The organism is Kitasatospora sp. NPDC004614, from assembly GCF_042873675.1.
GTDB lineage: Bacteria > Actinomycetota > Actinomycetes > Streptomycetales > Streptomycetaceae > Kitasatospora.
In genome coordinates, this window is record NZ_JBIALR010000010.1 from 116512 (window position 1) to 137809 (window position 21298).

The window sequence follows — 21298 nt, forward strand, 5'->3', positions numbered from 1 at the left end:
GCACCGCGCGGTGCGGGCCCGGGTGCTCAGGTGGTGCTACTTGCTGGTCTTGTTGTCCCAGGTCGGCCGGTTGTCGAACGACGAGCCGACGTTGTCCCAGGTCGGTCGGTTGTCGAACTTGGCGACCGCGATCGGGTGACTGGACGTCAGGTCGGCAACCACGGGGGAATCAGTGACGGCCAGCAGTTCGAGGATGGTCATGCTGCTTGCTCCTCTCGGACGGTATCGGACAGTGCGGTGACGAGGGCCTGCCTGGACACGCGGCAGTAGTTGGTTTCGGTGGTGTCCAGGCGCCCGTTCTCGAAGTAGCGATTGCCGGCCTGGGCTCCCCGGCAGAAGCCGAAGAACTCGCACCGGGCCTCGCACTCGTCCAGGCCGGTCAGGAACTCGCGCACGTACCGCAGGTGGTGCGCGCGGTCCAGCATGGAGCCGATGGTCAGCTCCAGGACGTTGCCAGCCCGGAAGTCGTTGTATGCCGGGTCTCTGATGCCGGCGAGCTCGGGCGAGAGCAGGACCACGTCCCCGGCAGCGGAGACGGTTGGGATCGGGTCGATCAGCGCGTCGTCCCACGCGGCCAGACCCGTTGCACGGGCGGACCGCAGGTAGCTGCCGAGCCGGTCGACCTCGCGGACGGTCAGCTCGCGGTGCCGCCTCGACCAGGCGATGGCGCGGCGCCAGAACTTGCGGGCCTGTTCGACGGTGGGCACCGTCCGGCTGGTGTTGACGCCCTCGGTCTCCTCCATGTTCAGCCCGAAGCTGTGGCATCCCAGGCCCGCCATGAAGTCCAGCAACCCTTCTGGGTCGAGAATGCTCTCCGCGCTGACGACTGCGATCGCGGAGAACCGGACCCCGTGCTCCCGAAGGCACCCGATGCCCTTCATGATCCGGTCGAAGGCCGGACGTCCGGCCCAGTCGACGCGCTGGCGGTTGAGGGCGGCCGGGCCGTCGATACTCACCCCGATCCGGAACCCGTATGCGGTCAGGAAGTCGCACCAGGCCGGGTTGATCAGCACCGCGTTGGTCTGCACCGAGTGCTCGACCAAGCCGGCCTGCCGCAGCGGCTCGAACGGGGCCAGCAGCTCGGCCAACCGCTGCCGCCCCACGGCCAGCGGCTCGCCCGCGTGCCACAGGATCTCGATGGGCGAGGAGGTCGTGGTGTCGGCGAACTCGGCAATCGAGCGGGCCACCGCCTCAGCGACCGCCACCGGCATCGGTGTGCGCCGGCCTCGGTCGGGCAGGTAGCAGTAGGTGCAGTTGAGGTTGCAGACGCCGTCGGGCTGCACGACCACCGTGTTCGGGCGGCGGGCGATGCGGCGCCGGTATCGGGCCAGGGTCTGCATCGTGCTGGCTCCTCGCTCGGTCAGAGGGATTCGGTGGCCGGGTCGGCATCCGGCGCGCTGGCCGCGGTGAGCGGCTGGTACTGAGGCGGCTGGTGCTCGACCAGGTAGCCGAGCAGACCGAGCACGACGAGGTGGCCGGGTCGGCGTCCGGCGCGCTGGCGGCGGTAAGCGGCTGGTACTGAGGCGGCTGGTGCTCGACCAGGTAGCCGAGCAGACCGAGCACGACGAGGTGGCCGGACACCACCGGGGCCTTCAGGGCGTCGCCGAGCAAGGTCACGGTCGGGGTTGCGGTGCTGGGCGCTCATGCCACGGCCCCAAGTTCGGCGTGAACGGTCTTGCCGTTCGGCAGCTGGTCAGCGCCCCAACGGCCGCCGGTGAGGTGGTGGACCAGCGCGATACCCCGACCGCCCTCGTCCTGCCCGTCGGCCTTGACCATGACCGGCAGGATGCGGCAGCCGTCGGTGACACGGATCTGGACCGCCTTCTCGGTGAGCCGTTCGATCTCGACCCGCATCCGCAGCCGGCACCCGGACTTGGCCGCGTTGGTCGCCAGCTCCGAGACGATCACCTGGGCGTCCTCGACCAGGTGCTCCAGGCCCCAGACCGCAAGCTGCCCGCGCACCAGCCGACGAGCGGCAGACACGGACGCGGCCCGATAAGGCAGGTCCACGCCGACCGACTCGGTACCGCTGGTGGCTGCGGTCACGGCGGCCGTTGGCTCGGCTCCCGAAGGCATGCCAGCAGTGAAGGCCATGGCGGAACTCCTGGTTGGAGTGTGGTTGAGGGTTGGCCGGTGCCAGGCTCGGAACACAGGACGGGCCTGACACCGGATGCCGTCCCCGAGAGGAGGACGACCTCGCGTAACCAGTGAACGACCGTCAGCTGCGGGCCGGTGAGGCAAAGTACGGGTGCCTCTGGTCCGGGTGCGACCGGAAAACTTGACCGCCTCATTACCCGACCCCCTGCACACCACGTCACACCGCAACTACGTTGATCGCATGGTGGCCAACGTCGCACTCCGCCTCCGGATGGCCGAACGCCGCATGACGAAGGCAGAGTTAGCCCGCGAAGTGAACGCCGAGGTCGAGATCCTCACCGGGAAGCTCGGCACGGTGTCAGAGCGCACGGTCCACAACTGGCTGACTGGTCAGACCCGTTGGCCGCCTGCGAAGATCCGCCTTGCGCTCACGGCAGTATTCGACTGCCCGCCCGAGGAACTGGGCTTCGTCCCCACAGGACGGGCCCGAAGCAGCACATCGGAGGAAGACGTGAGGCGACGCGACTTCGTAGCAGCCGCCGGAGGCACCGCCGTGGCCGCACTCACGGGCGCCGCGGCCGGACCACGTCGGATCGGGATCGGCGACGTCCAACAGTTGCAGGCCCGCTTCGCCGAGGTCGTCGCCAGCGACCACCGCCACGGCGGTCGCCTCAGCATCGAAACCCGGGCCGGCCAGCTGGCCGACGAAGCCCTCGCCCTCCAGGAGCGCGGCACCGCTACCCAGCGGATCAGGGCTCAGCTGTATGCCAGCGCGGCCTCCTTCATGTCGAGCGCGATGTGGGCCGCCATCGACGGCCGCCGCTTCGACGCCGCTCTCCAGCACCATCAGAAGGCCGCCTCCCTGGCAGCCATGTCCGGTGACTCGTCCATCCAGTTCCGCATCTGGTCCCACGCCGGCAGCCTCTACCGCCATCTCGGCCGACCCGGCGACGCGCTCGCGGCCAACGACGTAGCACGCAGCCTGCCCATCTCCCGGCGCGACCCGTTGTTCGCCTCCCTCGGACACGCCCGCCACGCGGCCATCCACGGCCTGACCGGAGACACCAATGCGGTGCGACGCTCCCTGGGGCACGCGCAGGAGGCCCTTGACCGAGCCGACTCCGGCGCTTCCCGCCCACTGTGGATAACAGCCTTCTACGACCAGGCCGAACTCGACTCCCTGGCCCTCGCCGCCTACCTCTCAGCCGGCAGTTGGGAGGAAGCGGAAGCTCACGCGCACCGCAGTATGGCGCTTCGCCGGGGCGCCATGCAGCGCTCGCACGCGATCACCACCGTCCGCCTCGCCCACGCCCAGCTCGGCCAGGGCGACCTCGAACCCGCTGTCGTCACCGCCATGTCGGTCCCGGCGGAGGTCTCCGCCCACCCCCGCGTCACCGGCATGCTGAACGCCTTCGGCGCCAAGCTGAGCGACCTGGCCGATGGCAGCAACCTGGCCCGCTCTTGGGCCGAGTACGCATACAACGCCAGGAGGACCACCGCGTGACGATCGAGCTCCGCCACCACACCGACCTCATCGCACAGGCCCGCCAGGACCTGCTGGACGTCTACGCCGACGTGCGGGCGCCCCTCCTGCACCTGGCCAACTACCGCGTCCAGACATTCGCCGAGCGCCTCGAGCGGCACGCCGCCGAGCCCGGCTTCGAACTCGTCCTCGGCTACGACGGCGACGTCCCGGTCGGCTACGCCTACGGCAACACCGCCGACGCCGACGACCGGTACTGGAAGCGCATGACCGAACCGCTGCCCGACGGCTTCACCGACACCCCCGTGCTGATCATCAAGGAGATCGGCGTCCGCACCCCCTGGCGCGGTACCGGTACCGCCCGCCGTATCCACGACGAACTCCTCGCCCACCGCGCCGAGGACCGCGTCACCCTGATGGTCAATCCGCTCGCCGGGGACGGCAAGGTCCAGGCCCTGTACGAGTCCTGGGGATACCAGGCCATCAACAGCCAGCAGCCCTCGCCTGACTCGCCCCGGCTCACCGCCATGGTCCGCCCACGCTGACTCCAGCGCAGGAGCGCTGCAATGTCCAGCGTGATCGGGCGCGAGCCAGCTACGTAGCCATGGCCGGCTTCCTTCTGCACCAGGTGCGACACCTTCTCGGACCCCTTGACCACGCTGACGCGTGCACCGACAACGGCTCTGAGCATGCCCGAATCCTCGCAGGTCAGACTCGGTTTCGCGGGTTGGGAAACTTCTGCCTCCCGCGACCGCGACCTGTTCCAACTGGTCGACGACGCCCGCGCGGTGACGGTGCTGTACCCGGCGAAGGGCATCGGCGCGGCGCAGCGCATGGACGACGCGGCGCTGCTGGAGAAGTACGGCGTCCCGGGTTCGTCCTACGCCGACCTGGCGGCGCTGCGCGGCGACGCGAGCGACGGTCTGCCGGGTGTGAAGGGAATCGGCGAGAAGACCGCCACCGATGGCGCTCGAGTCGCTCGCCGACCGCTGGGGCCTGGGCACTTCGCTGACCCGGGTACTGGAGGCGCTGGCCGCCCGTTAGAACCGACGTGCCGTCAGGCGACCACATCCGCCGGGCGGTTGTGGGCGCCCTTCCGTGACGGGACGGCCTAACGGCCTAGATGTAGCCCTCGCGCAGGGCGTAGGCCACCGCGTGGGCGCGGTTGCGGAGTTGGAAGCGGGTGGTGACGGTGTGGATGATGTTCTTGATCGTCCGCTCCGAGTAGAGGAGCTTGACGGCGATCTCCCCGGTGTCCATGCCGTCGGCGACCAGGCGTAGGACGTCGACCTCGCGGGGCTGCATGCCGTGGTCGGCGGGGCTGTTGTCGGGGCCGTCGCCGGTGTGCCGGCGGCCCACGCAGCCGAGCAGTTTGCCGAGCAGGTCGGGGGGCAGGTCGCCGTGGCCGCGGACGGCGGTGCGGACGGCTTGGCGCAGGCGTTCGCCGGTGACCTCGCGGCGCCACAGGATGGTGGTGACGCCGAGGGAGACGACGTTGAGCAGTTCGGGCTCCTGGATCCGGTCCAGGATCAGCACCACGTGCGTCCGTTCGGCCTTGACCAGCCGGGACAGGCCGGCCAGGGCGGCCTCGTCGAAGGTGTCGGCGACCAGCAGGGCGACGCCGGTGCCGGCCGGCTGGTGGTCCTCCTCGACGAGCGATATCTCCGGGCACTGCCGGAGGTAGCTGACCACTCCGGCCCGGGAGAGCGGGTCCAGGGCGTGGACGGCGACCGGGATCGGGCGGGCGGTCTGTGCCGGGATCGTTCTGGTGGTCTGCGTCGGGATCGTTCGGGTGGTCGTCGCGCGGACGTCGTCGGCGTACTGCAGCACGGCGCTGGATTCCTTTCGTTGCGCTTGGCGGTGCGCCCACCGCCCCCCACGAGCGGTGGCGCACCGTCAGAACCGGTCGGCTGGCGTCGTCCGCACGAGACGCCGTCTCTCCTCCTCCTGCGGCCCGGCTGGTCCGCGGGAGCTCCCGTGTCCGCCGGAGGGCCGGCGGACATGTGCACCGAGTGCAAGCTATCCGTCGCCGGTCAATAAAAGATTGACGGATCCGCATCCGCGTCATCGGTTCCCGTTCGGCGGGAAAAGTTTTTCCGGGCCCGCCGGGCGGGCGCGATCCGCGGCACGGCCGTTTCCGCGAGCGGGCATGGCGGAATCGAATGCGCGCGGGCGCGTGGCCGACCGGGTTCCGTCCGTGGCGGTGGAATTGCGTCCGCCCCGGCGCGGCAGTCGGCCGGTCCGAACCGCTACCTTCTGACAATGACGGAAATCGGAGAGCCCCACGGCACGTCGGCCCCGGAGCCGGACGGTGGGGCGGGGCTGCGCCTGTGTCTGCTCGGGCCGGTGCAGGCCTGGTGCGGGGAGCGCGAGTTGGAGCTCGGTCCGCCGCAGCAGCGGGCGCTGCTCACCGCGCTGGCGCTGCGGGCGCGCCGGATCGTGTCGGTCGACGAGCTGCTCGACGCGCTGTGGGAGGAGCCGCCGGCCCGGGCCGCCGCCATCGTGCGGACGTACGTGTCGCGGCTTCGGCGGGTGCTGGAGCTGGACCGGGTGCGCCCGGCGGTGCTGGTGTCCTCGGGCAGCGGCTACGTGCTGCGGCTCCCGGCGGAGTGCGTGGACGCCGAGGTGTTCGAGGACCGGGTCGCGGCGGCGGGCCGGGCCCGCGCGCTGGGGGACGTCGCCGGGGCGCTCGGGCTGCTGCGGGAGGCGTGCGGGCTGTGGCACGGCGAGCCGCTGGCCGGGCTGCCGGGGCCGTTCGCCCAGGCCCACCGGGCCCGGTTGGTCGAGCGCCGGCTGAACGCCGTCCAGGCTTGGCTGGAGACCGAGTTGGAGGCCGGGCGGCACGCGGACGTGATCGGTGAACTGACCGTGTGGGTCAGCCAGTACCCGCTGCTGGAGCCGATGCGCGAGCTGCTGATGCTGGCGCTGTACCGCAGCGGGCGGCAGGCCGAGGCGCTGGGCGTGTACGCGGACGCCCGCCGCACGCTGCTGGAGCAGCTGGGGGTCGAGCCGGGGCCGCGGCTGCGTGAGCTGCACCTGGGCGTCCTGTCGGGCGATCCGCTGCTGGCCGCCCCGGCCGCGGTGACCGCGCCGGCGGGCGGGCCGGGCGGCAGGCCTGTCGCATCCGTGCAGGTCGCGCCGGCCCAGCTGCCCGCCGACATCTCCGACTGGACCGGCCGGGACGAGCTCTGCGCGGCGCTGTGCGCGGACCTCGCGCCGGGCGGTCCGGCCGTGCCGGTGGTGGGGGTGTCGGGCCTGGGCGGGGTCGGCAAGTCGGCGCTGGCGGTGCACGTCGCGCACGCGGTGGGCGGGCAGTACCCGGACGGCCAGCTGTACGTGAACCTGCAGGGGTCGGGGGCGTTCCCCGCCGATCCGGGCGAGGTGCTGGCCGGTTTCCTCGGTGCGCTGGGTGTGGCCGACGCGGCGATCCCGCAGGGAACGGCGGAGCGGGCCGGCCTGTTCCGGTCCCGGGTGGCGGGTCTGCGGGTGCTGATCGTGCTGGACGACGCCCGCGACAGCCGGCAGATCGGGCCGCTGCTGCCCGGCAGCCGCTCTTGCGCGGTGCTGGTGACCAGCCGGGCCTGGCTGTCGGGGATTCCGATGACCCGTCAGGTCGCCCTGGAACCGCTGACCTCGGAGGAGTCGGTGCGGCTGCTCACCGCGATCGCCGGGGTGTCCCGGGTGGCGGCCGAGCCGGCGGCGGCCCGGCGGGTGGCGGAGGCCTGCGGGTTCCTGCCGCTGGCGGTGCGGACGGCGGCGTCCCGGCTGGCGGCCCGCCCGACCTGGCAGCTGTCGCACATGGCGGACCGGCTGGCCTCGGAGCGGCGGCGGCTGGCCGAGCTGGAGACCGGGGAGCTGGCCGTCGCCGCGTCGTTCCGGCTCAGCTACGACCAGCTCGACCCGGAGACCGCCCGCGCGTTCCGGCTGCTGTCGCTGGCGGACGGCCCAGGCGTGTCCTCGGCGGCGGCCGCGGTGCTGCTGGAGCTGCCGGAGCCGGCGGCCGAACGGCTGGCCGAGGCACTGACCGACCTGGGCCTGCTGTCCTGCCCGTTCGCGGGCCGCTACCAGTACCACGACCTGCTGCGGCTGTTCGCCCGCGAGCTGGTCCGGGAGGTGGACGGGGACGCCGCCGGGCGGGCCGCCGTCGAGCGGCTGCTGCGGCACTACCTGGCGACGGTGGCGGGCCTGTACCGGGTGGTCCGGCCCGGCTACCCGTTCGCGGACCTGGTGGCGGAGGTCGCCCAGTCGGAGGTCGCCCAGTCGGAGGTCGCCCAGCCGGAGTTCGCCCAGCCGGAGTTCGCCCAGCCGGAGTTCGCCCAGCCGGAGTTCGCCGAGCCGGCCTTCGACGGGCCCGCGGAGGGGCTGCGCTGGGCCAGGCAGGAGATCGCCGCCGTGCTGGCGGTCGCGGAGCAGGCCACCCGGGATCCGGACGGCCCGCTGGCGGTGGTCGCGGACCTGACGCTGGTGCTGATCCAGCTGATCGACCTGGGCATGGCCGTGCCGGAGCTGTGCGACCTGGCCGGACGGGTCGCCGAGGCCGCCCACGCCGCAGGCCTGCCGGAGAGCGAGGCCCGGGCCCGGTACACGCTGATGTGGGCGCAGCGGGAGTTCCAGCGCACCTGGCAGGCCCGGTCCGAGGCGGGCCGGGTGGTCGCGCTGGCCCGGCGGACGGGGCAGACGGCGCTGCTGCCCGGCGCGCTGGTCGTGCAGGCGCTGACCGGCCTCCCGCACTGCACGGACGAGGAGGTGACGGCCTGGTGCGACGAGGCGATCGCGCTCAGCGCCGAGTTGGGAAACCCGTCCTCGCACGCCTTCGTCGAGGGGATGGCGGCGCTGGCCGACCTCGCCGTGGGCCGGCCGGAGTCGGCGCGGCGCCGGGCCGAACGCAGCCTGGCGACCTTCCGGGAGCTGGGCGACTTCGTCGGCCAGGTGCACATGCTGTACGCGCGGGCGACGGCGCTGCACGGGATGGGGCGGTACGAGGCGGCGTGCGCGGACTACCGGGAGTGCCTGGGGGCGCTGCTCGCGCTCGGTGCCCGGGACCGGATGCCGGGCGTGCTGGTGGGCCTGGCCGAGTCCTGCCGGGCCGCCGGGCTGCCGACCCAGGCGCTGGAGGCTGCCGAGCAGGCGCTGGCGATCGCCCGGAAGGTCGGCCTGGAGCACCGCCGGGCGGACGCCGCGGCCGCCATGGGGCGGGCGCTGTTCGACCTCGGGGAGCGCGACCGCGGCCAGGTCTGTCCGGCGTAGCCGGGCCTTCCGGGGCGGCCCGAATTCGAGGGCCTTCGCCGACTCGGGAGCATCTCCATCGCAAATCCGTTATCTTCCCGAGATATTCGGCGCAGGGTGCGCAACGATCATCACGAATCAATTTCGAAGCGGGCGCCCGGGCGGCGAATAGGCGTTCCGGAGATCAATCGGTCGGGCCGGGCTCCGGTGCACCGGACTTCGGGTACGGAAGTCGGGTCGTGCCTGCCGTAGACGATTCCTGGCCGGATTCCGCGCGTGCGTTCTCCGTTCACCCGGAGGGCTCTGCGGCTCACTGGAAGCATTTCGCCCCGGGGCAGGGCCGGCTGCCCCATCGGGCAGTGTCGGCGGGCGGCGGGGACGGGCCGGGGGCGGTGCGTTGACACCCCGCATTGGTCCAGTCCACTGTGGTGAAACCAGGCCATCCACGTTGCCGCCACAGCCCTCCGCCCCCGCCGGCGAGCCCGTCCAGGACGGTACGGCGGGCCGGTCGGGGCATCTTCTCCTCGCTCGACTGCCAGGCGCCGCAACGAATCTGACGATCAGACGGAGATCCCCACACCATGCAACGAGTCTGCCTCGCCCTGCCCACCATGCGAGCCTGCCCCGGCACCATCGTGGACCTCGCCGAGGAGGCGGCCTACGCCGTCGAGACGTTCGGGGCCGAAGTCCACCTCCTGGTCCTCGACACCACCGAGGACGCCGAGTTCGCGAAGAACGCGGACGCCGTGGCCGCGCTGGCCCCCGTCCCCGGCGTGTTCGTCCACCACCTCGGCAACGAGGCGCAGCGCGAGTTCTTCCGCGACGTGGCGGAGCGCTCCGGCGGTGCCGACCCCGGGCTGCTGCTCGACCTGATGCTGCCGTCGGACGTCGCGTACGGCTCCTGCGTCAACCGGATCTTCCTGGGCGCCGCCGCCCTGGGCTGCACCTCGGCGCACCTGCGCAACGACGACTTCGACTACCAGGTCGTCGACGGGAAGAAGATGTTCCCGATCCACCACGAGCTGCTGTCGATCGGCAAGCCGGCCGGGGAGGCGCTGGCCGGGGTGGCCCGCTCCGAGCTCGACCCGGCGGACGCGGACAAGCCGGTGATGCTGGTCAGCGCCGCCTTCATGGGCGAACTCAACGTGGACATCGGCGAGATCAACGAGCTGGACCCGGAGGTCTACCGGGACCTGGTGCGACTGTGGACGCCGCGGGTGTGGACGCGGGAGGAGCAGGACGCCATGGTGGACATCTCCTTCAAGGGCGCCGAGCACGAGACCTTCGACAGCGACGACTCGGTGCTCGGCGTGCCGGACATCTGGGACGTCTACATGTGCAACGTCGCCCTGGACCACCGGGGTTACGAGGTGCTGCCGCTGGTCCCCTCGCTGCGCACCATCGGCAGCGACTACGCGCTGCTGCACGCCCTGGTGCACTCCAAGCTGCCCGCCGTCATCCACAAGCGGCACATCGTCAACTACTACACGCCCGAACGCCGGATCGGCACCGGGTTCCTCTCGTACCAGCTGCGCTTCGTGAAGATGCTGCTCTCGATGCTGTACCTGTACCCGGTCTACGGCCAGATGATCGACCTCGGCACCGGACTGCTGGACGAGCGGCACGAGTTGAAGGTCGAGCCGATCCTCGGCCTGGTGCGCAGCACCTTCGACCTGGACCGGGACGTCAACGAGCAGTGCCTGGACGAGGTGGACCGCCTGTACCGCAAGCTGGGCGGCAAGTACGCCGAGCTGGCGGACGTGGTGGCCGGTCAGCGGCAGCAGCTGCTGGACGAGGCCCGGGAGGACGCCGAGCGCTGGGCCGTGCTGATCGAGGCCTGGGCCCCGATGGTGGCCGCCGCCCGCGAGCGGGGGCTCGCCGGGTGAACGAGGAGTTCCTGATCCGGCAGCTGGCCGACGGGGACTGGGACGCCGTGGTCGCGCTGGAGCACGACGCCTACGCGGCCGACGGCCTCTCCGAGGGCCGGGAGGCGCTGCAGTCCCGGGCCCGCTGCTCGCCGGAGACCTGCTACGTGATGGAGCGGCACGGCACCGTCCGCGGTTACCTGCTGAGCCTGCCGTACCCGCCGCTGCGGTGCCCGGACCTCGCCGTGGCCGAGGCCGGGGCGTTCGAGTCGGACAACCTGCACGTGCACGACCTGGTGCTGGCCGAGGAGTTGCGCGGCCGGGAGCTCGCCGCGGACCTGATGGAGCACGCGCACGCGCGGGCCGCCGCGGCGGGCTTCGCGCAGATCTCGATGGTCGCGGTGCGCGGCTCCGACATCCTGCTGCGCTTCTACGGCTACCGCGCGCACCGGGAGGTGGCCGTGCCCGCGTCCTACGGGCGGCGCGCGGTCTACATGTCGAAGTCCCTGGGCTGACGGCGGTGCGTACTGGGCCCGACCGGCTTGACTGCCGGTCGGGCCCTTGCCGCTGTCGGTCAGGCCCAGTGGTGCCGGCGGACGGTGAAGGGGCGGTCCTCGTCGGCGGCGACCGCCGCGCGGAACGGGCCCGGGACGGGGACGTCGGCGAGCCGGAGCGGGCCGGGGCCGAGCGGGCCCGGGTCGGGCAGGCGCAGCGGGGAGGGCCCGGCCAGCGGGAGGCCGAGGCCCTGGGCGAGCCGGCCGCCGTACACCTTGACGCAGGCCTCGCGGCGGCACCAGAGCCGGGTGAAGCGCTCGGCACCGTCGGCCGGGGTGGGCGCGTCGAGGACGAGTGCCGCGTCGGCGGGCGGGAAGTGGCGGCGGGCGATCCGGGTGCCGACGCCGGGCGGGCGGAGCTGCTCGACGTCCGCGCCGACCTGGCGCCCGTCCGCGATGGCGAGCAGCGCGAGGGCGCCCGAGGCGGACCAGTTGACGTCGATCCCGCCGCCGCCCGCGGGGCTGGGCTTGCCGTGCGGGCCGCGCCGCCACGTCAGGTCGGCGGGCGCGACGGCGAGCCGTTCGGCGACCAGCAGTCGGACGGCGCCCCGGACCACGGTGAAGCGTTCGCCCTGCCGCGGGTCGTGGGCCCGGTCGGCCCGCTGCCGCTCCTCGGCGTCGAGCAGGCCGTACAACTGGCGGACGACGGCCGGGGGCTGGTCGGTGGGGATGCTCCAGACGTCGATGACGTCGGTGGCGGCGGTGGCGGTGGCGGCGGCGGTGCTCACGGCAGGGTCAGGGTGCTGAGCCGGCCGAGGCGCCGGTCGTGGTCGGCGACCAGCAGCGGGCCATCGGCGCCGCGCTCGGCGAGGCGGTCGGCGAGCAGGCTCCAGACGCCGGTGAACGGCTGTCCGGGGCTCGCCGCCCCGGCGGTTTCGGGGCTGCCGTGCGAAGCCAGCTCGGCGGCGAGCAACAGCTTTGCGCCGGGCCCGAGTTGGCGGTGTTCGTCGAGGACCGAGCGCAGCGCCCGGGCGCCGTCCGGCTCGGCCTGCTGACGTACCCGCAGGCCCTCGCCCGGGGCCTCCTCGCAGACCAGGACGACGGCGCGGTGCTCGGCGGGCAGCTCGACGGGCTCGGCGGGTTCGTAGTGCAGGGCGCTCTGTTCGGCGAGCACGATCACGGCCCGCCGGCAGCCGCCGGTGCGGTGGTGGGCGGCGGCGATCCGCAGGGCGGTGAAGGCGGTGGCGCTGCCCTGGTCGCAGACGGCGAAGGCGGTCGGCTGCCCGGGGCAGTGGCGGCTGAGTTGGAGCGAGGCGGGTGCGGCGGGCCGGACGTCCGGGGAGGAGAAGGCGAGGATCAGCAGGTCGGCGGGTTCGCCCCCGGGCAGGGCCTGTTCGAACAGGCCGGCGGCCATCGCGCCGTAGTCGTGCCCGGCGCCTCCGGTCAGCAGGTCCTCGCACAGCGGCAGGCCGTACGGGCGGACCAGGTCGGCGGTGAAGGTCCGCAGGTCGGGGTGGAGCGCGGCGGCCGAGTGGCCGTCGAATCCGGCGGCGACCGCCCTGGTCACGCGCAGGCCGCGGGTCTCGGCGGGCATCGGTCAGTCCTCGTCGGCGTAGTGCCCGACGACGTAGTCGGTGAGGCTGTCGATGGTGCGGATGTCGTCGATGGCGAGGTGCTCGACGTCGACCTGGATGGCGAGCGTCTCCTCGATGTCCAGGACCAGTTCGACGATGCCGGAGGAGGTGAGGCCGTAGTCGTCGAAGAAGCAGGCGTTCGCGGGGATGTCGGCGAGCTCGACGCCCAGGACGCGCGGCAGGACGTCCTCGATGCCGCGCCGGATGCGGCCGCGCACCTCGGGGTCGACCGACTCGGTGGTGGGCAGGGTGGATTCTGACATGGATGGACCGTCCGGTGGTGGGTGGCGAGGAACAAGGATGCGTCAGTGCCGCAGCAGTCAGTGCCGCAGCACCATGGCCGCGAAGGTGGCGCCGATGCCGGCGGCGGCGATCAGGTAGTGGTCGCCGGGCAGGAGCGCTCCGCCGGTGGTGGCGGTGCGGAGGTTGATGAAGGCGTCGGCGGCGAAGCTGTGTCCGACCGTGAGCACGTTCTCCAGGACCACCTGCTCGACGGGGTAGCCGAGTTGGTGGCAGATCATCCGCCAGGAGGCCTGGTTGACGTTGTGCGGGAGCAGCAGCGCGATGTCGGAGAGGTCGAGGCCTGCCTGGTCGAGCGCGGCCTGCACGGTCTCGATCATGGTGGGCTGGTACTCCCGCTGGTAGCGGACCAGCAGCTCCGGGTCCTCGGCGGGTCGGCCGTAGAACTCGGGGCGCTGGCGGACCGCGTAGGAGAGCACCCGGTTGCGGTCGCCGTCGGGGCTGACCAGGCAGGCCGTCGAGGCCTCGGCGAAGATCGTGGTGTCGGGGACGAGTTGGGCGTCCCGGGTGAAGGTCTTCTCCCCCGCCAGCACCAGGGCCAGCGCCGTCGGGTCGCCGTCGTCGGCCAGCAGTCGCCCGGCCAGGTCGACGGCCAGCAGCGAGGCGGCGCAGGCCTGTTGGGTGACGGTGAACGCGTCGGCGTGGGTGAGGCCGAAGCGTTCCTGGAGCTGGTGCAGGGGGTTGAGCGGGTAGGGCACGGCGACCGGTGTGTTGCGGGCGTGCAGCAGGTACCGGACGCGGTGTTCGTTGCCGCGCAGTTCGGGCAGTGCCCGGACGGCGGCGTCCAGCAGGTCGAGCAGCGTCCCGTCCGGGTCCAGGCGTACCTGGTCCAGGCCGTGGAAGCGGCGGAAGAGTCGGAGTTGACGTGGGGTAAGGCCGATCCGGGCGCCCACGTCCTCGATCGATTCGAGTCGTGGGGGGAGGTGGACGGCCACTGCCTCCAGTGCGGTCACGCCGGTTAGTATTCCCACGCTCTGCGGGTCGCACAAGCGATCACCGCCCTGGAGCCCCCTCCCTCACCCCCGTTGCCGTCGAGCCGGTGGAGCCTTCCGATGACTGATCCCCAGCATTCCTCCGTATACCCAGAAACCGTTTCCGGCCTGGCCTCCGGGCCGCCCGGCGGCTTGGATCCGGCGCTGCTGGCCGCGCTGGCCGAGGCCGCCGACGCTCTGCCCGAATGGGCAGAGTCGCTCGCCCCCGGGGACCGACTCGACGGTGATCTCGCCCTGGACGAGAGCGAGTTCGCCGCCCTGGACGCGCTGCTGCGGGAGCGTTTCGGCGCCGACCTGGGCGCGCTGCGGGCCGGCCTCGGCCTGGACGGCCTGAGCGCCCTGACCGTCGGCGACCTGGCGGAGCTGGTGCGCCGATGAGCCGCTTCCTGCTGGTGGTGCCCCCGCTGGCCGGGCACGTCAATCCGGCGGCCGGGATCGCGGACGAGCTCGCCGCGCGCGGCCACGAGGTGGCCTGGACTGGCACCGAGACGATGCTGCGGCCGCTGCTCGGCCCGGACGCCCGGATCTTCGGCACCGGCAACCGGATGTTCCGGGCGATGGGGGGCCACGGCCTGGCCTCGCTGCGTTCGCTGTGGGAGGGCTTCGTCGTCCCGTACGCCAGGTTCACCCTGAAGCCGTTGGACGCGGTGGTGCGGGAGTTCCGGCCGGACGCGCTGCTGGTGGACCAGCACACCCCGGCGGGCGCGCTGGTCGCGCACCGGCATGGGCTGCCGTGGGCGACGCTGGCGCCGGGGGCGATGGAGCTGGGCCGCCCGTACCGGCACCTGCCGCAGGTCGAGGCCTGGACGGCGGGCCTGCTGGCGGGGCTGTGGGAGCGGGCCCAGCTGCCCGCCGACGAGTTCACGGACCCACGCTTCTCGCCGCACCTGCTGCTGGCCACCACCGGCCGGGCGCTGCTCGGCCGCGAGCTGCCAGCGCTGCCGCAACTCGCCCTGGTGGGACCGGTGCTGACCGCTCGTCCGGCGGATCCGGCGTTCCCGTGGGAGCGGCTGGAGTGGGCGCGACTGAAGTGGGCGCGGCTGGAGCCCGGCCGGCGCACCGTGCTGGTCACCATGGGGACGATGTCGGACGCGGTCGGCGCGGACTTCCTGCACCGCACCGTCGAGGCGCTGGCGCACCTCGGGGACGTCCGGGCGGTGATCGCCTCGCCCCGGGGGGCACTGCCGGCTGCCCTTCCGGACTCCGTCGTGGTGGTCGATCGGGCACCGATCCTGGAGCTGCTGTCCAGGGGCGGGTTGGACGCGGTGCTCTGCCATGGTGGGATGAACACCGTGGTCGAGTCGCTGGCGCACGGTGTCCCCGTGCTGGCGGCGCCGATCCGCAACGACCAGCCGTTCGTGGCGCAGCGGGTCGTGGAGGCCGGGGCCGGCCTCCGGGTCCCGTTCGCCCGGGTCAGTCCGCCGGTGATCGCCGAGCGGCTGCGGCGGGTGCTCGACGAGCCCTCCCACCGGACGGCCGCCGAGTCGATCGGTCGTCAACTGCTATCCGGCGGTGGGGCGTTGACCGCCGCCGACCGGATGGAAGCGCTGGTCGCCCCCTGATACCGCCTCACGCCCGCCAACTCCCGCCATTTGCACGGGGGTTGGCGGGCGCGAGCCCCCACACACCGTCCCAGCCCGGGAGTTCTGGTTGATCAAGACCAAGGGACTTCGCAAGTCCTACCCGTCCGGCAAGCACGGCCGCACCGTCGTCGACGCCGTCCGCGGCATCGATCTGGATGTCCGGGCGGGCGAGATCTTCGGCTTCCTCGGCCCGAACGGCGCCGGGAAGACCACCACGCTGCGCATGCTCGCCACGCTCATCCGCCCGGACGGCGGCGAAGCCCTGATCGCCGGCGCCGACCTGCTGGCCGACCCGGCCGGGGTCCGCCACCGGATCGGCTACGTCGCCCAGGGCGGCGGCACCGCCGACGCGGTCACCGGCCGCGAGGAACTGGTGATGCAGGCCCGGATGTACGGCAGCCGCAAGGCCGACGCGCTGCGGCAGGCCGAGGACGCCCTGAAGGCCTTCGACCTCACCGAGTTCGCCGACCGCCACTGCTGCACCTACTCCGGCGGCCAGCGCCGCCGGGTGGACATCGCCCTCGGCGTGATCCACTCCCCGAAGGTGCTGTTCCTGGACGAGCCGACGGTCGGCCTCGACCCGGCCAGCCGCGGCCAGGTGTGGGCCGAGATCAAGCGGCTGCGCACCGAGGGCATGACCGTGGTGGTGACCACCCACTACCTGGACGAGGCCGACGCGCTCTGCGACCGGGTCGCCATCGTCGACCACGGCCAGATCGTCGTCGAGGGCACGCCCGAGGCGCTCAAGCGCGAGATCTCCGGCGACGTCGTCCTGCTCGGCCTCGCCACCGGGGACGCCGAGCCCGCGGCCGACGCCCTGCGCGAGCAGCCCTCCCTGCACCGGCTGGAACCGGGCGAGGACGGCCTGCGGCTCTACCTGGACGACGGCGCGGCCGCGATCCCGCAGCTGCTGAGCGTCCTGAACGGGGCGGGCATCGTCCCAGGGACGGTGCAGCTCCAGCGGCCGAGCCTGGACGACGTCTTCCTGGCCCGCACCGGCCGCTCCATCGAACAGTCCTGACGAGAAATCCCTGGGGTCCCTTTCGTGAAGCTCGCCCGTGACACCTGGCTGGTCTTCCAGCGGCAAGCACTGCTGATGTGGCGCACACCGATCTGGATCGTGATCGGCATCACCCAGCCGGTCTTCTACCTGCTGCTGTTCGCCCCGCTGCTCAAGAAGGTCCTCGCGCCCATGGGCGCCACCAGCTACGCCGAGGCCTACCAGATCTACGTCCCCGGCCTGTTGGCGGTGCTCTGCATCTTCGGCGGCCTCTACACCGGCTTCAGCCTGCTCGGCGAACTGAAGGCCGGCATCATCGAACGCTCCCGGGTGACCCCCGTCAGCCGGCTCGCCCTGCTGCTGGGCCGGGCGCTGCGCGAAATGGTCGGACTGCTCGTCCAGGCCATCATCATCACGCTGGTCGCGCTGCCGTTCGGCCTGCGGGTCGACCCGCTGAGCCTGCTGCTGGCCTACGTCCTGCTCGCCCTGCTGGCCCTGATGACCTCCGCCATCTCGTACGGCATCGCGCTGGCACTGCCCAACGACGCCGCGATGGCGCCGGTGGTGAACACCATCGCCCAGCCGATCGGCCTGCTCTCCGGCGTACTGCTGCCGCTGGCCCTGGCGCCGATGTGGCTGCAACGGGTCGCGGAGTGGAACCCCTTCTACTGGGCGGTGGAGGGCATGCGGGCGCTGTTCTCCGGGCACCCCGGCGACAGCGTGGTCTGGCAGGGGCTGCTGATCGTCGCGGTGCTGACCACCGCGGCGGTGTTCTACTCGGCCAGGCTGTTCTCGGCCCGGATCCGGTAGCCGCGAACGCGCGGAAGGGGAAGGGCCGCGGCCCCTCCCCTCTTTCCGGCGGGTGATCGTTTCCCTGGTTCTCAGAGTCGCGCCATCGTCCTGGCCGACCTCGGCACCGTCCGCCTCCGCCAGGACGACGTGGATGGCGCCCTCACCGCCTGGAGCGATTTCTCGACCCCGCGGACGGCATCCGCTCCATCAAGGTGCAGGACGCCATCCACGACATGCGGGCCCGCCTGTACCGGCTGCGTGACGTACCCGGTGTTGAGGAACTGGACGAACGAGCGTCAGCACTAGAACAGGTGGACACCCGATCGGGCTGACCGGTGCCGTACCACGGAAGTCCCGCCCGATCACACGGATCGGACGGGACTTCGTGAACCGCTCCTGAGCTGACTCCAGCACAGTCGTTCTTCAGGGTTCGGCGTGTTCAGCTCGCGGCGGCCCGGATGAATTCGGCCAACCGGGCCACTCCTTCCGCTGTCTGACGCTCGCTCAGGGCGCTTATCGACAGCCGCAGTCGGCGCTCGCCGCCGCCCGCCGGGTAGAACGGGGCCATCGGCGTCCAGAGCACGCCGTGTTCGCGGGCGCAGCGTTCCATTGCTGCTTCGTCGGCGGTGAACGGCACCTGGAGCACGGCGAAGAAGCCGCCCTCCGGTTCGTTCCAGGAGACGCCGAGCCGGGCCCGTTCGGCCGGCGGGAAGTGTCGCTCCAACTCCCGTAGCAGGGCTGCCAGGTTGGCTGCGTAGTGGGTGCGGGCGGGGGCGTTGGCTTCGCGCAGTCGGCAGTCGTGGTGGAGCAGCATGCCGCCGATGACGGCCTGGCTGAGCGCCGGGGTGTTGACCGTCGTCATGCTCTTCAGCTTGGCCAACTCGTCGGCGAGCAGGGTCGTCCGGCCGTCCGGGGCGAGTACCCGCTGGTCGGCGACGACGTAGCCGAGCCGGGCGCCGGGGAAGCAGGTCTTGGCGAAGGAGCCGAGGTAGATCACTTGGCGGCGCCGGTCCAGCGCCTTCAGGGTGGGGCGCTCGCCGGGCGCACCGGGCTCGCGGGTGAAGAAGCCGTACGGGTTGTCCTCGATCACCAGCAGCCCTTCCTCGGCCGCTGTCTCCAGCAGCCCGGCCCGCGCCGCGACCGGCATGCTGGTGCCGGACGGGTTGGCGAAGTCCGGGACGACGTAGAGCGCGCGCGGGCGGCGGCCGGAGGCGCGGACGGCGCGGGCCGCCTCGCGCACGGCCTGCGGGTCGGGGCCGCCGTCGGGGCCCTCCGGGACGGGGACGGTCGTCAGGTCGAGCAGCCGGGCGGCGCCGGTGACGCCGACGTAGCAGGGCGAGCTGACCAGCAGGACGTCGTCCGGCGTGGCGCAGAGCGCGCGCAGCACCAGCAGCATGCCCTCCTGGGCGCCGACCGTCAGCACCAGCGACTCGGGGGCGACGTGCAGCCCCTCGTCGTTGGCGAGGGTGCGGGCGACCAGGTCTGCGATGATGCCCTTGGTCGGCCCGTACTGGAACAGCGCGGTGCGCACGGCGCTGCCGCTCAGGCCGCGTTCGGCGAGGTGGGCGAGGTAGATGCCCAAATAGGTGTGGACGTCCTCGGGCTCGAAGAAGCCCTCGTGCGGGCGGCCGGGGGCGAAGGAGAGCGCGTCCGGGTAGCGCTCGGTGACCTCGTTGAGGAAGGTCATCGCGTCCAGCAGCGGGTCGGCGAGGCTGGCGTGCAGCTCGCCCAGCGGGAGCGTGGTGGTTGTCATCATCGGAGGGCCTCGCGGAGTCGGTCGGCGGCGTAGTGCTGGGCGTCACTGCCGTCGTCCAGGACGCCGGCCATCGCGAAGAAGCCGTGCGGCATGCCTTCGTAGCGGCGCAGTTCGACGGGGACGCCGGCGGCGCGCAGGGCCTCGGCGTATGCCTCGCCCTCGTCGCGCAGCGGGTCGTACTCGGCGGTGATCACGGTCGCGGGCGGCAGGCCGGCCAGCGAGGGGGCGCGCAGCGGGGAGGCCAGCGGGTTCGCGCCGTCGGCCGGGTCGGCGAGGTAATGGCCCCAGTACCAGGCGACCGAGCGGCGGTTGAACAGCAGCGGGTCGTCGTGCTCGCGGACGGACGGGGTGTCCGCGGCGTGGTCGGTGTTGGGGTAGACCAGCAGCTGGTGCCTGATCGCCGGGCCGCCGCGCTCACGGGCGGCCAGCGTGAGCGCGGCGGCCAGGTTGCCGCCGGCGCTGTCGCCGGCGACCGCGATCCGCTCGGCGTCGGCGCCCAGTTCGGCGGCGTGCGCGGCGATCCACTCGGCGGCGGCGATCACGTCGTGCACGGCGGCCGGGAAGGGGTGCTCGGGGGCGAGCCGGTAGCCGACCGAGACGGTGACGCAGCCGACGGCGTTGGTGAGGCGGCGGCAGATCGCGTCACTGGTGTCCGGCGAGCCGAGGGTCCAGCCGCCGCCGAACAGGTAGAGCAGGACCGGTAGTTGAGCGTCGACCTCGGGGCGATAGACCCGTAGCGGCAGCGGGCCGCCGGGGCCGTCGACGGTCAACTCCTCGACCGAGCCGACCGGTTCCGGATTCCCGGCGGCGGCCCGGATGTCGGCGAGATCCGCGGCGCGAGCCTCAGCGAGAGTACGGGTGTACAGCGGCGGCGTACCGGCGGCGGCGCGCTGCGCGCGCATGGCCTCGGCCTGGGGGTGCAGTGGCAAGGGACGTTCCTGGGGGTCGGTACGGATTGGGGTGCGAAAACACTTCAGCGGGCTTCGGGAACGACCGCAGTGCGGTCGAGCTCGGCCAGTCGAGGGCGGCCCAACAGGGCGAGGGTGTCGTCGAGTTCGGCCTTGAGGAGGTCGAGGACCTGCCCGGCGCCCCGCTCGCCGTCGGCGGCGAGGCCCCAGAGGAGCGGTCGGCCGATCAGGACGGCGCGGGCGCCGAGGGCGACCGCGAGGGCAACATCCGTGCCCGTCCGGACACCGCCGTCCAGGAGGACGGGCAGGTTCGGCGGTACGGCGGCGGCCACTTCGGGCAGTGCGGCGAGGGACGGGAGGGCACCGTCGAGCTGGCGGCCGCCGTGGTTGGAGACCAGGACGGCGTCGACGCCGTGCTCGGTGGCGAGCCGGGCGTCCTCGGCGGTGAGGATCCCCTTGAGGACGATCGGCAGGCGGGTGCGTTCGCGCAGCCAGGCGAGGTCGGCCCAGGTCAGGGTGGGGTCGAACTGCTCCTTGGCGTGGTCGGCGATGCCCGAACTGCCGTGGCCTGCGCGGTGGCTGGCGGCCATCACGGCCTGGTCGACGTTGACGGCGCGGATGTGCGCGGGGATCGCGAAGCCGTTGCGGGCGTCGCGCAGGCGGCGGCCGATCCGGGGGGCGTCGACGGTCAGCATCAGGGCGCGGTAGCCGGCGGCTTCGGCGCGTTCGACCAGGGCGGCCAGCGCGTCGCGGCGGCGCAGCCAGTACAGCTGGAGCCAGAGCGGGCCGGTGGCGGCCTCGGCGATGGATTCCAGGGTGCGGCTGGCGAAGATCCCGGCGACCATGAGGGCGCCCGCGCGGCCCGCGGCGCGGGCGGTGGCGACCTCGCCTTCGGGGTGGAACAGCTGGTGGTAGGCCATCGGGGCGATGCCGATCGGGGTCTCCAGCCGGCTGCCGAGCAGGGTGAGGCGCTGGTCGGTGGCGGAGACGTCGACCAGGGTGCGGGGGCGCAGCCGGCACTGTTCGAACCGGGCCCGGTTGGCGGCGAGGGTGCGTTCGGCGCCGCTGCCGCCCTGCACGAAGTCCCAGATCTCGGCGGGGAGTCGGTCGCGGGCCGCGCGTTCGAAGTCCGCCAGTTCCAGTGCGTCCAAGGGTCTGCCTTTCCGGG

At 72.7% G+C, this 21298-nt stretch carries 20 protein-coding genes and 1 pseudogene; 10 read left to right on the forward strand and 11 right to left on the reverse strand.

Going from position 1 to position 21298, the window contains the following annotated elements:
• Positions 1-36: 36 nt before the first annotated feature.
• The 3 genes from amcA to ACFYST_RS21670 all read right to left on the reverse strand — a co-directional run bounded on the left by amcA (position 37) and on the right by ACFYST_RS21670 (position 2094).
• Positions 37-201, reverse strand: coding sequence for a multiple cyclophane-containing RiPP AmcA (gene amcA / locus ACFYST_RS21660; RefSeq protein WP_387633838.1), 165 nt, complete (start codon positions 199-201; stop codon positions 37-39).
• Positions 198-1340 carry a cyclophane-forming radical SAM peptide maturase AmcB gene (amcB, locus tag ACFYST_RS21665; RefSeq protein ID WP_387864595.1) on the reverse strand — a complete coding sequence of 381 codons (1143 nt, stop codon included), beginning with the start codon at positions 1338-1340 and terminating at the stop codon, positions 198-200. Before amcB ends, amcA begins: the two co-directional genes overlap by 4 nt.
• A gap of 301 nt (positions 1341-1641) precedes the next feature.
• The gene (locus ACFYST_RS21670) at positions 1642-2094 is read right to left on the reverse strand and encodes an ATP-binding protein (RefSeq protein WP_387864597.1); all 453 of its coding nucleotides are present in this window, start codon (positions 2092-2094) and stop codon (positions 1642-1644) included.
• A gap of 244 nt (positions 2095-2338) precedes the next feature.
• Between ACFYST_RS21670 and ACFYST_RS21675 the strand changes: the two genes are divergently transcribed.
• The 3 genes and pseudogenes from ACFYST_RS21675 to ACFYST_RS21685 all read left to right on the forward strand — a co-directional run.
• The gene (locus ACFYST_RS21675; RefSeq protein WP_387864599.1) at positions 2339-3601 is read left to right on the forward strand and encodes a helix-turn-helix domain-containing protein; all 1263 of its coding nucleotides are present in this window, start codon (positions 2339-2341) and stop codon (positions 3599-3601) included.
• A complete protein-coding gene (locus ACFYST_RS21680; RefSeq protein WP_387864602.1) occupies positions 3598-4125 on the forward strand; it encodes a GNAT family N-acetyltransferase in 528 nt (175 codons plus the stop codon). The genes ACFYST_RS21675 and ACFYST_RS21680 overlap by 4 nt, the downstream gene beginning before the upstream one ends.
• A gap of 204 nt (positions 4126-4329) precedes the next feature.
• Positions 4330-4539: pseudogene (locus ACFYST_RS21685) on the forward strand (flap endonuclease); the annotation flags it as partial.
• A gap of 160 nt (positions 4540-4699) precedes the next feature.
• Here ACFYST_RS21685 and ACFYST_RS21690 read toward each other — a convergent pair.
• Complete coding sequence (locus ACFYST_RS21690; protein ID WP_387864604.1) at positions 4700-5410, reverse strand: LuxR C-terminal-related transcriptional regulator; 711 nt, start codon at positions 5408-5410, stop codon at positions 4700-4702.
• 432 nt (positions 5411-5842) lie between these two features.
• On the opposite strand from ACFYST_RS21690, the gene ACFYST_RS21695 reads away from it, so the two are divergent.
• The 3 genes from ACFYST_RS21695 (at position 5843) to ACFYST_RS21705 (ending at position 11186) form a co-directional block, all read left to right on the forward strand.
• Positions 5843-8827, forward strand: coding sequence for a BTAD domain-containing putative transcriptional regulator (locus ACFYST_RS21695; RefSeq protein ID WP_387864606.1), 2985 nt, complete (start codon positions 5843-5845; stop codon positions 8825-8827).
• Between the two features lie 560 nt (positions 8828-9387).
• Positions 9388-10692 (forward strand): DUF6271 family protein, encoded by a 1305-nt coding sequence (locus ACFYST_RS21700; RefSeq protein ID WP_387864608.1) that lies wholly within the window; start codon positions 9388-9390, stop codon positions 10690-10692.
• Positions 10689-11186 (forward strand): GNAT family N-acetyltransferase, encoded by a 498-nt coding sequence (locus ACFYST_RS21705; RefSeq protein WP_387633854.1) that lies wholly within the window; start codon positions 10689-10691, stop codon positions 11184-11186. The genes ACFYST_RS21700 and ACFYST_RS21705 overlap by 4 nt, the downstream gene beginning before the upstream one ends.
• A 59-nt stretch (positions 11187-11245) precedes the next feature.
• On the opposite strand, the gene ACFYST_RS21710 is transcribed toward ACFYST_RS21705, so the two are convergent.
• From ACFYST_RS21710 to ACFYST_RS21725, 4 genes are read right to left on the reverse strand one after another with little or no spacing between them, the layout of a single operon-like run.
• Positions 11246-11953: a 4'-phosphopantetheinyl transferase family protein gene (locus ACFYST_RS21710; protein WP_387864610.1), complete on the reverse strand. Its 708-nt coding sequence runs from the start codon at positions 11951-11953 to the stop codon at positions 11246-11248.
• The gene (locus ACFYST_RS21715; RefSeq protein ID WP_387864611.1) at positions 11950-12759 is read right to left on the reverse strand and encodes a hypothetical protein; all 810 of its coding nucleotides are present in this window, start codon (positions 12757-12759) and stop codon (positions 11950-11952) included. Before ACFYST_RS21715 ends, ACFYST_RS21710 begins: the two co-directional genes overlap by 4 nt.
• 3 nt (positions 12760-12762) lie before the next feature.
• Entirely contained in the window at positions 12763-13062 is a 300-nt protein-coding gene (locus tag ACFYST_RS21720; RefSeq protein ID WP_387864613.1) for an acyl carrier protein, read from the reverse strand.
• Between the two features lie 57 nt (positions 13063-13119).
• Complete coding sequence (locus tag ACFYST_RS21725) at positions 13120-14052, reverse strand: 3-oxoacyl-[acyl-carrier-protein] synthase III C-terminal domain-containing protein (protein WP_387864615.1); 933 nt, start codon at positions 14050-14052, stop codon at positions 13120-13122.
• Positions 14053-14151: 99 nt separating this feature from the next.
• Here ACFYST_RS21725 and ACFYST_RS21730 point away from each other — a divergent pair, with 99 nt between their 5' ends.
• From ACFYST_RS21730 to ACFYST_RS21745, 4 genes are all read left to right on the forward strand, one after another.
• Positions 14152-14469, forward strand: a complete 318-nt coding sequence (locus ACFYST_RS21730; RefSeq protein ID WP_387633864.1) for a hypothetical protein — start codon at positions 14152-14154, stop codon at positions 14467-14469.
• Entirely contained in the window at positions 14466-15653 is a 1188-nt protein-coding gene (locus ACFYST_RS21735) for a glycosyltransferase (protein ID WP_387633866.1), read from the forward strand. The genes ACFYST_RS21730 and ACFYST_RS21735 overlap by 4 nt, the downstream gene beginning before the upstream one ends.
• 88 nt (positions 15654-15741) lie before the next feature.
• Positions 15742-16695 carry an ATP-binding cassette domain-containing protein gene (locus ACFYST_RS21740; RefSeq protein ID WP_387864617.1) on the forward strand — a complete coding sequence of 318 codons (954 nt, stop codon included), beginning with the start codon at positions 15742-15744 and terminating at the stop codon, positions 16693-16695.
• A 24-nt stretch (positions 16696-16719) separates the two neighbouring features.
• Positions 16720-17484 (forward strand): ABC transporter permease, encoded by a 765-nt coding sequence (locus ACFYST_RS21745; protein ID WP_387864620.1) that lies wholly within the window; start codon positions 16720-16722, stop codon positions 17482-17484.
• A gap of 421 nt (positions 17485-17905) precedes the next feature.
• Here ACFYST_RS21745 and ACFYST_RS21750 read toward each other — a convergent pair whose 3' ends face one another.
• From ACFYST_RS21750 to ACFYST_RS21760, 3 genes are read right to left on the reverse strand one after another with little or no spacing between them, the layout of a single operon-like run.
• Positions 17906-19219 carry a PLP-dependent aminotransferase family protein gene (locus tag ACFYST_RS21750; RefSeq protein WP_387864622.1) on the reverse strand — a complete coding sequence of 438 codons (1314 nt, stop codon included), beginning with the start codon at positions 19217-19219 and terminating at the stop codon, positions 17906-17908.
• Positions 19219-20151: an alpha/beta hydrolase gene (locus ACFYST_RS21755; protein WP_387864624.1), complete on the reverse strand. Its 933-nt coding sequence runs from the start codon at positions 20149-20151 to the stop codon at positions 19219-19221. Before ACFYST_RS21755 ends, ACFYST_RS21750 begins: the two co-directional genes overlap by 1 nt.
• A gap of 44 nt (positions 20152-20195) precedes the next feature.
• On the reverse strand, positions 20196-21281 hold the full coding sequence (locus ACFYST_RS21760) for an alpha-hydroxy acid oxidase (RefSeq protein ID WP_387633876.1): 1086 nt from the start codon (positions 21279-21281) through the stop codon (positions 20196-20198).
• Positions 21282-21298 lie beyond the last annotated feature (17 nt).